Below are 12570 nucleotides of genomic sequence, written 5' to 3' on the forward strand. Positions count from 1 at the left end.
TTTTTTTATACATAATCGAATTTCGAAAATACATATGAAAAAGAGGAGAAGATTATGAGCAATAACAGAGATAAAAATAGCTCATTTAACTACGTCATTCCTGTTTGTATGCTTATAGGTACTATTTTAGGTATATTGATCGGTATCTTATTGTTTCCTATAGAATATATCGTTTTTCCAATTGCTATATTTTCCGCTATAGGTTATTTAATTAGTTTATTTATTATGGTTTTTAGTAGGAGATAGTAAATGCAAGAGTAGGCTAAGTGATGTAAGGATATATGAATCATTTGGCGTTCAAATCTTTATTTGGGAATTGTTTTTTGATTTCTATTGGCTGGCACATTTTTATCTTTAGGCGGTTTCTTAATACTAATAATGATTGAATGTCCCTTTTTTACGTGCTATATAGGAACAATAATGAAATATCAATAGACCTAGGATCAGATATATTGCAGAATGAACGATGAGCATTATGAGGTGTGTAATATGAAGGTTTTCGTTTAACAAATCCTTTATATTTATAATGCCCCATGTAATTGGTAATATTTTAGAGAAAACATCTAATAATGGTGGTAATGTTTTGTCTGTAAGAAGTAAGCCTGTGAAGAATAGAAAGATATAGTTCAATATAACTGATATTGCTGATATACGTTTGAAAATAATCGACAACCCGGCAAGGATAAATGAGAAGCCATAAATACCTATCATTGTCATAATAAGAATTATAATGAGTCTTAAGTCAAACAATTGTCGTAAATCATGTAATTGAAAGGGTATGTTTGAACCTAACATAGTGATGACTATCATAGTTAGAGATGATAAAATGACGCCCCCAATAGCATCGAACACGAAAGATCCAATTGCACGGCCGAGTAGCATTTGAGATAAACGCGTTTGAGTTAGGTAAATTTGCTCTAAGGTACCGAGTTGCATTTCTTCTTGTAATATAAAGGAAAATATAGCAATCGCATTAATACCGATATACCAGATGAATATTCCAATCACTAATTGTAACAACATGTTTTGAGTCGTTGTGGTCGTTGATACAATAGTAAATGTTAATCCAACAAATAATATTAGGTAAGAAATGATTTCAGATATGGAATCAATGTAGTACCTTTTAAACATGCCTCTAAACTTATAAAATTCTGCTATGAAAACGTCTATCATGGTGTATCCCTCATAACTTCTTTAAAGATATCTCTTAAAGATTTTTCAACTTTGTAAATGTCTTTAGTTCTAATAGTATTTTTTTCTAAATAATGTAACGCGTTTGGTAAATCATCCATACATACACGGAAATGATAATCATCGACGAATATAAAGTAGGGAAGTACGTAATTTGATATCGGCACTGTCGTTTCGATCTCAACATAATTTTGATTATTATATTGCTTCAATAAAGCATGTTTCGTATCTGAAAAACATATCTTACCCTCACGTAGTATCAGGATGTTATCTCCAATTTGTTCCACGATCTCCATCTGATGCGTTGTTAAGATAATTGTTTTACCTGATGCGACTAATGTAACTAAGTAACTCAGTAATTCATCCGTCGATTGTACATCTAAACCTAAAGTAGGTTCATCTAATATTAGGACTTCAGGTTCTTTGATAAGTAATATTGCTAAAGCTACCTTTTGCTGCATCCCTCTAGATAATTGACTCACATAGCTATCTTTTTTATCGTTTAAATTAAGTTGATTCAATACGATTTTAATGCGATGCTCAAGGATGTGCTTCTTAATACGGTTCAATTTTCCAAAGTAAAATAAGTTGTCATACACAGTTAAGTAATAATAAATATTACGCTCACCTTCTAAAATGCATCCGATATTTTTAATATCGGTATCAATACGAATGCTACCATTGTCAGGTATAACGAGATTGACGATGCATTTCATTAGTGTTGATTTACCAGCACCATTTTCACCGAGTAAACATGTGATCTGGTTGCGTTTAATCTCTAAATCCAGGTTTTCGAAAACAAGTGTTTGTCCGTAATGCTTAGTTAATTGATGTATTTGAATTATTGGTGTCATAGTATCACCTGTTTCTTAAATAAAAGTCGTCAATTACAGGACAAACTTTATTGAATGAAGAATAGTTTTTAGTTAATTCATGATTCCACTTTTTATAATCATTCATATTAGGTAAATTAGTCTTCCTCTAATTGTTAGTCTGAGTGTAATAATACATGTGTGCTAAAGTCAAGTATATTTCTGATTTATCATATAAAATACATAATTATTATCTTTCTTAACTTAAGGTATACTAAAAAATTCGATTAATCCTCTCATATTAGGACTAATCGAATTAAACTTCTACAACACTTTTTCTACTTCAAGAATCTTCATAAACATACTTACCGCATATTTCATCGCGGATTCATCAATATCAAATTTAGGACTATGATGCGGCCACGTGCTTTCTTTTTGAGCATTGCCACAACCTGTAAGGAAGAAGGCACCAGGGCGTACATGTAAATAGTGTGAGAAATCCTCACCAACCATCATTAGATCAGCATCCTGATATCTGAAGTTTAGTTCATTCGCAGCAGTCTTAATCTTTTCATAAGGGGCCTCATGGTTATAAACAGGTAAATACCCTTTATCATACTCAAATTCATAAGTAATATCGTTCGCAAGCGCTAAGCCTTGAAGCAACTTATCCATCTTGTGATAAACATGTTGCTGTGTTTCTGGGCTAAACGTTCGCACGGTACCCCTAAGCGTTGCTTTATCAGGAATCACATTATCTGCGTCCCCAGCATGAATACTTCCAAATGAAATGACTGCCTCAGTAACAGGATCTAGCGTTCTTGAAACGATTTTTTGAGCGCTTAATACAAACTCAGCTAAGATCACAATAGGATCAATCGTTTCATGAGGTTTCGCGCCATGCCCGCCTTTTCCATGAAGTGTGATATTAAACTCATCAGGAGAAGCCATCATCGCGCCGTTTCGCGTGTGAATCGTGCCAGTTGGATAACCACTCCACAAATGATTGCCGTAAATGCGGTCAACGCCTTCTAAACAGTTATCTTGAATCATTTCAGTTGCGCCACCAGGATTCAGTTCCTCCCCATATTGGAATATGAGTACCACATTCCCTTTAAGTTGAGCTTTATGTTCATGCAGTAAGCGTGCGACGATTAACAATATCGCGGTATGACCGTCGTGACCACATGCATGCATCACGCCAGGCACCTTAGATTTATACGACGTTTCTTTCATATCTTGAATCGGTAACGCATCGAAATCTGCTCGAAAGGCAATCGTAGGACCGTCTCCATGTCCTTTAATCGTGGCAGTAATCCCATTCTTGCCTACGCGAGGATTTATTTCAAAGTCGAGTTTCCTAAGTTCTTGTAGGATGAAGTGGTGTGTGTGCACTTCTTGAAAAGACAATTCAGGATACTGATGCAAATAGCGTCGTATCTCAATCATATCTGCTTCATAATTTCTTGCTAGTTGAAACCAATCTTTCAATGTTACTCACTCTTTCGCTATGACTTTTAATGTTACGTATAATTGTAGCGTCAAATGCCTTAGCTTTCCACCCTATGAAAAATATTGTATGATAGATATGAGAAAAATAATACGAGGGGGATTTAAAGTGGTTCAAACACTTCAAAGCTTTTTAGACGAGAATATCCAATACCTTAAGGATAACGGTCTATACAACGAAATAGATATTATTGAAGGTGCGAATGGTCCTGAAATCACAATCGACGGCAAAAAGTACATCAACTTATCATCAAATAACTACTTAGGTCTAGCTACAGACGAAGACTTAAAGAAAGTGGCTAAAGAAGCAATCGATAAGCACGGTGTAGGTGCTGGTGCAGTACGTCCTATCAACGGTACATTAGATCTTCACGAAGAATTAGAACAAACTTTAGCTAAATTCAAAGGTACTGAAGCAGCAGTTGCTTACCAATCAGGTTTCAACTGTAACATGGCTGCTATTTCAGCTGTAATGAATAAAAACGATGCAATCCTATCAGACGAGCTTAACCATGCCTCTATTATCGATGGTTGCCGCTTATCAAAAGCCAAAATCATCCGCGTTAAACACTCTGACATGGAAGATTTACGTGCTAAAGCTAAAGAAGCTGTAGAATCAGGTGAATACAACAAAGTTATGTACATCACAGACGGTGTATTCTCTATGGACGGTGACGTAGCTAAATTACCTGAAATCGTTGAAATCGCTGAAGAATTCGGTTTATTAACTTACGTTGACGATGCCCACGGTTCAGGTGTTATGGGTAAAGGTGCAGGAACAGTTAAACACTTTGGTCTACAAGATAAAATCGACTTCCAAATGGGTACATTATCAAAAGCAATCGGTGTAGTAGGTGGTTATGTTGCAGGTACTCAATCACTTATCGATTGGTTAAAATCTCAATCACGTCCATTCTTATTCTCAACTTCACTAGCGCCTGGTGATACAAAAGCAATCACTAAAGCAGTTGAGAAATTAATGGAATCAACTGAATTACACGACAAGTTATGGGATAACGGTAACTATCTTAAAAAAGGCCTTAAAGAATTAGGCTTTGATATTGGTGATTCTGAAACACCAATCACTCCAGTTATCATTGGTGATGAGAAGAAAACACAAGAATTCAGTAGCCGCTTAAAAGACGAAGGTTTATACGTTAAATCAATCGTATTCCCAACGGTTCCAAGAGGTACAGGTCGTGTAAGAAATATGCCAACAGCAGCTCATACTAAAGAAATGCTAGACGAAGCACTTAAAGTATACGAAAAAGTTGGTAAGGAATTAGAAATTATTAAATAAGATATTGATTTATAATGAGCCAACCAAGATCATGTGCGATCTTGGTTGGTTTCTTATTTGGATAGAGCGGAAACCATAGGCCAGGCCTATGGTTTTTTTATTTGGATTTAAGTAAACACTTTTATCGGAGCCGTTACGCGAAAGAAATATGAAACAATCGCATAAGGGAGCCGTTACGCGAAAGAAATATGAAACAATCGCATAAGGGAGCCGTTACGCGAAAGAAAATAAAAACAATCGCATAACGGCGTCATTACACGAAAGAAAATAAAAACAATCGCATAACGGCGTCATTACACGAAAGAAAATAAAAACAATCGCATAACGGCGTCATTACACGAAAGAAAATAAAAACAATCGCATAACGGCGTCGTTACACTAAAGAAATCAAAAACAATCGCATAAGGAGTCCAGATACTCACCCCGGTACCCCTCAAACAGCCCATTACCACCTGATTCCTCGTCCACCTGAAGCTACCTACAATCAATCGAACAAAGGGCTTTCTCCCGTACCGGACGTCTACCCATTCCAACTCGTTCTGTATGCTCTGAGTATACAAATTGACCTAATTTTGATAAAATTAAGTAAATAAAGAAATAATGTACGTCAGAGAAATACAACGCACATTCCATGGCGTACATTCAATGGGGAGTTTTGAATATGAAGAGAATTATGATTACAGGTGCTTTAGGACAAATTGGTACGGAATTAGTAACGAAATGTCGTAAGATCTACGGTAATGATAATGTACTTGCGACAGATATTAGAGAGCCAGAAGCGGACTCTGTCATTAAAGAAGGTCCTTTTGAAATCCTAGACGTAACGGACATGGACAAAATGAAAGAACTTGCCAAATCTTTTGAAGCTGACACAATGATGCACATGGCAGCTTTATTATCAGCTACAGCTGAGAAGAAACCACTACTTGCTTGGGAGTTAAACATGGGTGGTTTACTAAACGCGCTTGAGACAGCACGTGAATTCAACATGCAATTCTTTACACCAAGTTCAATTGGTGCATTTGGTCCAACTACGCCTAAGAACAATACACCTCAAGAAACAATCCAACGTCCTACAACAATGTACGGTGTAAACAAAGTTAGTGGCGAATTATTATGTGATTACTACTTCGAAAAATTCAATGTAGACACAAGAAGTGTACGTTTCCCTGGATTAATCTCATACATTAAAGAGCCAGGCGGCGGTACGACAGACTACGCTTGTGAAATTTACTTCGAAGCGGTTCGTAATGGTAAATATTCAAGCTACATCGACAAAGGTACGTTTATGGATATGATGTTCATGGACGATGCAATCGACGCAATTATTAAACTTATGGAAGCGGACGGCGGTAAACTTATTCACCGTAACGCTTATAACTTAAGTGGTATGAGTATCGAACCTGAAATGGTTAAAGAAGCGATTCAAGAACACATGCCTAACTTTGAACTCGACTATGACGTAGACCCAGACCGTCAAGCGATTGCGGATAGTTGGCCAAACGCGATTGACGTGAGCTGTGCAAGAGGCGAGTGGGGCTTTGATCCTAAATACAACTTAGAAGAAATGACGAAAGTAATGTTAGACGCTATCAAAGAGAAAGAAAGTAAATAAGCGAGTTATGAAATACTGGGCTGAGACACTAAGCATGTCTCAGTCCTTTTCTAATAAGGGACGCTCACCAAAGATATGAAACGAAACTTTGCATTCTTTTAAGATCGTGATAGTTTCCCTTTTTTAAAAGGCAAGCCTGATGGACACTCGTAACTTTGCATCAAGATAGGGTTCCCTTTTTTAAAAGACAAGCCTGATGGACACTCGCAACTTTGCATCAAAATGGGCCTCCATTATAAAGAGACAAGTACGATAACTACTCAAGACTCTACTATATGAGACATCGAGATAAAGCCCTTATTTTTAAAGAAAAGCACATCCTCAAACCAATACTTTTCAGAACTTAAAATTCGGGTACAGATGAATAGAGTCACTTTAGCTTAAAGGGTAGAAGCAGTGAATACATAAATTTTATGAATTATTTGAAAATTCGTTGATGGTTGTAAACTTCACTGTTATACTTTTATATATTAGAAAAATTTTATGATGTTTGGAGGAAATATATCATGTCAGAAAAGATAGAACTTGTTGAACGTGAAACGCTTAAAGATAAACCTAATGAAGAGGATCTTACGTTCGGTGAAACGTTTACAGATTACATGTTAAGTTATGATTATGATAAAGAAAAAGGATGGCATGATTTAAAAATTGTTCCTTTCGGTTCAATTGAAATGTCTCCAGCCGCGCAAGGTCTACACTATGGCCAAGCGGTATTCGAAGGTCTAAAAGCTTATAAATCAGAAGATGATGTTGTATTATTCAGACCAGACCAAAACTTTAAACGTATGAATCATTCATTAGAAAAGTTAGAAATGCCTCAAATCGACGAGGAAAAGCTATTAGAAGGCTTAAAACAACTTGTTGATGTAGAGCGTGACTGGGTGCCAACAGGACAAGGACGTTCATTATACATTCGTCCATTCGTATTCGCGACTGAACCTGTTTTAGGTGTTCGTACTTCAGAGCAATACAAATTATTAATCATTCTTTCACCATCAGGTTCTTATTATGGTGGCGAAAGCTTAAAACCTACTAAGATCTACGTAGAAGATGAACATGTTCGTGCAGTACGTGGCGGTGTAGGTAACGCGAAAGTTGCTGGTAACTACGCAGCAAGCTTAAAAGCTCAAACAATTGCGAACGATAACGGCTATGACCAAGTATTATGGTTAGATGGTGTAGAACGTAAGTATATCGAAGAAGTAGGTAGTATGAACATCTTCTTCGTTATTGATGGCAAGCTTGTAACACCTGAATTAAACGGTAGTATCCTTCCAGGTATTACGCGTAAGACAGTTATCGCATTAGCGCAATCACTAGGTTATGACGTAGAAGAGCGCCATATTGCAGTAAATGAACTATTTGATTTATATGACGAAGGTCATGTTCAAGAAGTATTCGGTACAGGTACTGCAGCAGTTATTTCACCAGTTGGTAAACTTAAATACGAAGACCGTGAAATGATCGTTAACGACTTTGAAACAGGCGACATTACAAAAGAACTTTATGAGAAATATACAGGTATCCAAAACGGTTCACTTGAAGACCCTGAAGGTTGGAGAGTTGTAGTTCCACAATATCGCTAAATCTAATTATTCCAAGTACCCAATGTCTAGTTAACAGTAGGCATTGGGTATTTTTATGTGCGATTTGTTATAATTTTAACCAAAGGAGCGGATAGCACATGTGGTTACTTTTTGATAAAGACGGCACGCTCATTGAATACGATGAGACGTGGGTTGAAATCGGTATTGAAATGATAGATGACTTTATCGAGACATATCATATTCATGATAAGGATCGCGTATACCGCGACATTGGCGTTAAAGATCACCAGTTTGTGCCAGGGGGTATCATGGCTCAAGGCACGATGGACGATATTATTCAGTGCTTCAATCATCATGCACAACAAGACGTATCCGAGTGGACCAAGAAGACGAGTCAGCGTCTGATTTCATCTCGTAATCCCGAGACGACTTTAATTCCAGGTGTCGTCGAAACCCTCACCTCTTTAAAAGCCCAAGGACATCGATTAGGCATTATTACAAGTGATAATCAAGTAGGCACTAAGAAGTTTCTAAACGATTTTGATTTAACCGATATGTTCGACTATCTTATTACAACTGATGAGAAGAGCTTCGAGAAGCCAGACCCACGTGTCTTAGAGGCCTTTTTCAAAGAAACAAATTGCACCCAAGATGACATCATCATTATTGGCGACGCACCAACTGATATTGAAACTGGGCAACGTGTAGGCGCTCAAACAATCGGCGTTCTAACAGGCATTGGCGACCGTGATACCTTACACAACGCGACGCATATTATAGATGACATCACTGCTTTACCGGAATTGCTAAGGAATTAAAATTAAAAAGTGATATATGAGTGTACCGATGTAATTACCAATCACATATCCAAGAGTGCCAACAATTAGAATAGGTCCAACTAAACTATTCCAATTTTTACTTATAGCTAATGCTGCAGCTGTAGTGGGTCCACCTGCTGTAGCATTACTTGCAAGTACTATCTCTTCAATACTAAATTTAAATAGCTTACCTAAAGTTAAGGTTGTTGTAATATTACTTATAAGAATGATTATTACAAACACAAATAATAGAGGTGTATGATTAATTATAATAATTAATGAAGCTGGTGCTCCTATAACTACAAAGAAAATATAAATTAAGAATGTACCGATTTCATTAGCACCTGAAAGTTTGTCGAAAAAGTCGTTAAATACTGCAACTATAACTAGCGTGAATGTTGTAATTAATAGGTAAGGATCTGTTATGAATACTTCTAAAAATTTAAGGTAAGGCACCTCTGGAAAAATATTTTTAAGAATTTCGGATAATTTGAAACTTGTGGCTGCTATTATAAAAGCAATCCCTATAGCAAAGGCTATATCGGTAAGTTTTATTGTTTTAGGCTTCCAATAATCTTCGTTTTTTGAATGATTATTTTCTAAGTCATTGCTTCTAAAATATTTTTTAATAAAAGGTAAGTTTGGTAAAGCAAGTAATATCATAAAATAGAAGGCCATAACAGTATTATCTGCTACTATAGTAGATGAAATAAGGTCGCTTGGAGCTTGGAATTTACCACTCAAAGCAGCAAAATTCACGCCTCCTCCAATGTAACTACCCGTCATCATTGCACCTATTTTAGATAAATGTGGTATAAATGGATTCAATAGAACATATGCCAAAGTTACACCTATTACTGTTCCTAATGCGCTAATCAAAAATATAATAAGTAACCTTCTACTTTGTTTCCAAATTTTTATAATGTTAGCTTGAAATAATAAAAGTGGTATAGCAAGAGGTACTATATATTTCCAAACTGTATCATAAACTGGTGATTCAGTAGGTATGATCTTCAGGTTAGATAATAACATTGCGCTAAGTAAACCTAATATAGCTCCTGATATTAAATTAGCCCATTTATATTTATGTTCTAAAATAATACTTATAGAAGCACAACTAATTATAATTGCCCATAAAGTCCAATAATCATTATCTGCAATTAATGTGCTACCTAAATGCATCATAATACCATCCCCCTTTATAATAAATTAAGTATACCAAAATATTCATTTGTCTGAAAATACTGAAAATTAAACTCTCTAAATTAATATTACAAATATAAAAAGCCTACATTGTCACAACGACAATACAGGCATTTTAAAAGTTGAGTTTATACAATATTCACTGTCACAGTTCACCAAACTAGCATTTCATCGCTTATCGACATTGCGATAGGTCTCAATGACGCGCGCAATTTTCTCAATAATTGGGTCGATACTATCAATCGATTCATTAAGGTCATAATCATTAATATCAACGCGTACAACAGGACACGCATTAAAGCTGTCAATCCAATCTTGATAGCGCTTATATAATCGCTTCCAATAATCTATGTCCGTGTCAAGCTCCATTTGACGCCCTCGAGCTTGAATACGTTCCATAATACCATCGAAGTCACTTTCAAGGTAAATCAATACGTCAGGCTTCGGAAAGTAAGGCGTCAGAACCATCGCGTTAAAGAGCGACTGATACGTTTCGAAATCCTCATTCGTCATCGTACCTTGCTCCTGATGCATACGCGCAAAGATGTCGACATCCTCATAAATCGAACGATCCTGCACGAAACCGCCACCATATTCAAACATTTTCTTCTGCGTTTTAAAGCGTTCTGCCAGGAAGAAGATTTGAAGGTGAAAGCTCCATCTCTCAAAGTTATCATAGAATTTATCTAAGTACGGATTATGATCCACATTTTCAAAGGAAGTCCGAAACGCTAACTTCTCAGCTAACGCACGCGTTAAGGTTGACTTACCAACGCCAACAGTCCCCGCAATCGTAATGACCGCGTCGTTTGGTATTGTAGTTTGATGCATGTTTAAATTCCTCCATTTTCTTGAAAAAGTCCTTATGAACATTAACTCCATTTTTAAGTTAATTTGATACATATATGATTGTATGTTTCTCATATTTGTCGATTACTCATGTGTATCATTATGGATTCATTTGTCAATTACTCATGTGTATCATTTTTCAAATTATTATTCATGCGCATGTTTTTACTATTTTCGAATGAACTTTTCACATGAGTGATATACGTAATGTTAAAATAGAACATAAAGAGTTTAACACATTTGAGGTGTGCGACATATGAGAAGTCATGAATTTTATATGAATATTGCATTAGAAGAAGCTAAAAAGGCAGCTTTAATAGGCGAAGTACCGATTGGGGCAATCGTTGTTCATAAAGGTGAGGTTATCGCGAGAGGGCATAATATGCGTGAATCTGATCAGTTACCTACTGCTCATGCTGAACACATCGCGATTACTGAAGCGTCTAAATATATTGGTTCTTGGCGTTTAGAAGATTGTACGTTATATGTGACGTTAGAACCTTGTGTAATGTGTGCAGGTGCAATTGTAATGAGCCGTGTACCGCATGTGGTGTACGGTGCTAAAGACCCTAAAGGAGGTTGTTGCGGTAGTCTCATGAACCTCTTAGAGGAGTCTCGATTTAACCATCGTGCTACGGTTGAAACAGGGGTTTTAGAAGCGGCATGTAGCGATATTCTAAAGGGCTTTTTCAGAGAATTGAGAGCTAAAAAACGCAAACATAAAAGCATACAGGAACACTAAAGTTTGTTAAACTAGGTCTATATGAGAATAATTCTTAATCGTAATATTTAGATTTGGTTCTTAAAGCATAGAAGAAAAGAGGTATTTGCGTCACATGATTAAACTCATTGCTACAGATATGGACGGGACTTTATTAAACGCTGCACACGAAATTACAGAGGATAATATCAATGCGATCAAATTCGCTCAGGATAATGGTATTCCAGTTGTTATTGCAACAGGACGTGCATTCTATGAAGCGAATGGACCTGTTCAAGATACAGCGTTAAAGGTACCTTACATTTGTTTAAATGGTGCCGAAGTTAGGGATGAGTCGTTCGATATTCTGCACACTTCTAGTTTGAATCACGAATTACTACAGAAGATTCGTAACGTGCTCAATGCTGAGAACATTTATTATCAGGTATATACGAACTTTGGTATTTATACTGAGGATCCTGAACGTGACCTTGAAATATATATGGATATCGCTCGAAAGGCCGGGCAAAAAGGTGACGAAGCTAAAATTCGCGCCGGTATTCAACAACGTATCGACAATGGTACGTTAAAGGTCGTTGATAATTATGACCAAATCGAATCTGTGCCAGGCGAAATTATCATGAAGCTATTGGCATACGATGCTGATTTAGATAAAATTGACCGTGCGAATCGATTACTGAGCGAAAGTACGAATCTCGCAGTATCATCTTCATCACGTGGCAATTTAGAAATTACGCATTCTGACGCTCAGAAAGGGATTGCGTTAGGTGAAATCGCGGACCAACTCGGTATTGATATGAAACACGTGATGGCTATAGGTGATAACCGCAATGATTTATCAATGTTAAATCGTGTTGGATATCCTGTAGCAATGAATAATGCAGTAGAAGAAGTTAAAGATGCTGCGACATTAGTAACGTTAACTAATGAAGAAAGTGGTGTCGCACATGCCATTTTCAAACTATTAAAAGAAGAAAACGGATTAGATTTTAGAGGTGAATAAAT

Annotated in this window: 11 protein-coding genes; 6 read left to right on the top strand and 5 right to left on the bottom strand. The window is 36.5% G+C overall.

The window, feature by feature from the left end; genetic code table 11:
• Positions 1 to 372 precede the first annotated feature (372 nt).
• From A33S_RS0109855 to A33S_RS0109865, 3 genes are all read right to left on the bottom strand, one after another.
• Positions 373 to 1173 (bottom strand): ABC transporter permease, encoded by an 801-nt coding sequence (locus A33S_RS0109855; RefSeq protein ID WP_009383853.1) that lies wholly within the window; start codon positions 1171 to 1173, stop codon positions 373 to 375.
• Positions 1170 to 2045: an ABC transporter ATP-binding protein gene (locus tag A33S_RS0109860; protein WP_009383854.1), complete on the bottom strand. Its 876-nt coding sequence runs from the start codon at positions 2043 to 2045 to the stop codon at positions 1170 to 1172. The genes A33S_RS0109855 and A33S_RS0109860 overlap by 4 nt, the downstream gene beginning before the upstream one ends.
• 282 nt (positions 2046 to 2327) lie before the next feature.
• A complete protein-coding gene (locus A33S_RS0109865) occupies positions 2328 to 3494 on the bottom strand; it encodes a M20 family metallopeptidase (RefSeq protein ID WP_009383855.1) in 1167 nt (388 codons plus the stop codon).
• A 127-nt stretch (positions 3495 to 3621) separates the two neighbouring features.
• On the opposite strand from A33S_RS0109865, the gene A33S_RS0109870 reads away from it, so the two are divergent.
• The 4 genes from A33S_RS0109870 to A33S_RS0109885 all read left to right on the top strand — a co-directional run bounded on the left by A33S_RS0109870 (position 3622) and on the right by A33S_RS0109885 (position 8792).
• On the top strand, positions 3622 to 4812 hold the full coding sequence (locus A33S_RS0109870; protein ID WP_017176809.1) for a glycine C-acetyltransferase: 1191 nt from the start codon (positions 3622 to 3624) through the stop codon (positions 4810 to 4812).
• A 661-nt stretch (positions 4813 to 5473) separates the two neighbouring features.
• Positions 5474 to 6427: an NAD-dependent epimerase/dehydratase family protein gene (locus tag A33S_RS0109875; protein ID WP_009383857.1), complete on the top strand. Its 954-nt coding sequence runs from the start codon at positions 5474 to 5476 to the stop codon at positions 6425 to 6427.
• Between the two features lie 506 nt (positions 6428 to 6933).
• The gene (locus A33S_RS0109880; protein ID WP_009383858.1) at positions 6934 to 8013 is read left to right on the top strand and encodes a branched-chain amino acid aminotransferase; all 1080 of its coding nucleotides are present in this window, start codon (positions 6934 to 6936) and stop codon (positions 8011 to 8013) included.
• A gap of 98 nt (positions 8014 to 8111) precedes the next feature.
• Complete coding sequence (locus A33S_RS0109885) at positions 8112 to 8792, top strand: HAD family hydrolase (protein ID WP_009383859.1); 681 nt, start codon at positions 8112 to 8114, stop codon at positions 8790 to 8792.
• Here A33S_RS0109885 and A33S_RS0109890 read toward each other — a convergent pair.
• Together A33S_RS0109890 and A33S_RS0109895 are read right to left on the bottom strand one after the other, a co-directional pair.
• On the bottom strand, positions 8781 to 9977 hold the full coding sequence (locus A33S_RS0109890) for a DUF819 family protein (protein WP_009383860.1): 1197 nt from the start codon (positions 9975 to 9977) through the stop codon (positions 8781 to 8783). The genes A33S_RS0109885 and A33S_RS0109890 overlap by 12 nt on opposite strands.
• Positions 9978 to 10163: 186 nt before the next feature.
• Positions 10164 to 10826 (bottom strand): deoxynucleoside kinase, encoded by a 663-nt coding sequence (locus A33S_RS0109895; protein WP_009383861.1) that lies wholly within the window; start codon positions 10824 to 10826, stop codon positions 10164 to 10166.
• A gap of 274 nt (positions 10827 to 11100) precedes the next feature.
• Here A33S_RS0109895 and tadA point away from each other — a divergent pair, with 274 nt between their 5' ends.
• Positions 11101 to 11586, top strand: a complete 486-nt coding sequence (gene tadA, locus A33S_RS0109900; protein ID WP_009383862.1) for a tRNA adenosine(34) deaminase TadA — start codon at positions 11101 to 11103, stop codon at positions 11584 to 11586.
• Between the two features lie 94 nt (positions 11587 to 11680).
• Positions 11681 to 12568, top strand: a complete 888-nt coding sequence (locus tag A33S_RS0109905; protein ID WP_009383863.1) for a Cof-type HAD-IIB family hydrolase — start codon at positions 11681 to 11683, stop codon at positions 12566 to 12568.
• Positions 12569 to 12570: the final 2 nt, after the last annotated feature.

This window comes from Staphylococcus massiliensis CCUG 55927 (assembly GCF_000298075.1).
In the GTDB taxonomy this organism is placed as follows: Bacteria; Bacillota; Bacilli; order Staphylococcales; family Staphylococcaceae; genus Staphylococcus; species Staphylococcus massiliensis.

Bases quoted from the DNA above. Each gene is read 5' to 3' on its own strand.
- A33S_RS0109875 (WP_009383857.1), top strand. From the start codon at position 5,474: ATGAAGAGAATTATGATTACAGGTGCTTTAGGACAAATTGGTACGGAA.
- A33S_RS0109890 (WP_009383860.1), bottom strand. From the start codon at position 9,977: ATGATGCATTTAGGTAGCACATTAATTGCAGATAATGATTATTGGACT.
- A33S_RS0109885 (WP_009383859.1), top strand. From the start codon at position 8,112: ATGTGGTTACTTTTTGATAAAGACGGCACGCTCATTGAATACGATGAG.
- A33S_RS0109905 (WP_009383863.1), top strand. From the start codon at position 11,681: ATGATTAAACTCATTGCTACAGATATGGACGGGACTTTATTAAACGCT.
- tadA (WP_009383862.1), top strand. From the start codon at position 11,101: ATGAGAAGTCATGAATTTTATATGAATATTGCATTAGAAGAAGCTAAA.
- A33S_RS0109860 (WP_009383854.1), bottom strand. From the start codon at position 2,045: ATGACACCAATAATTCAAATACATCAATTAACTAAGCATTACGGACAA.
- A33S_RS0109855 (WP_009383853.1), bottom strand. From the start codon at position 1,173: ATGATAGACGTTTTCATAGCAGAATTTTATAAGTTTAGAGGCATGTTT.
- A33S_RS0109880 (WP_009383858.1), top strand. From the start codon at position 6,934: ATGTCAGAAAAGATAGAACTTGTTGAACGTGAAACGCTTAAAGATAAA.
- A33S_RS0109895 (WP_009383861.1), bottom strand. From the start codon at position 10,826: ATGCATCAAACTACAATACCAAACGACGCGGTCATTACGATTGCGGGG.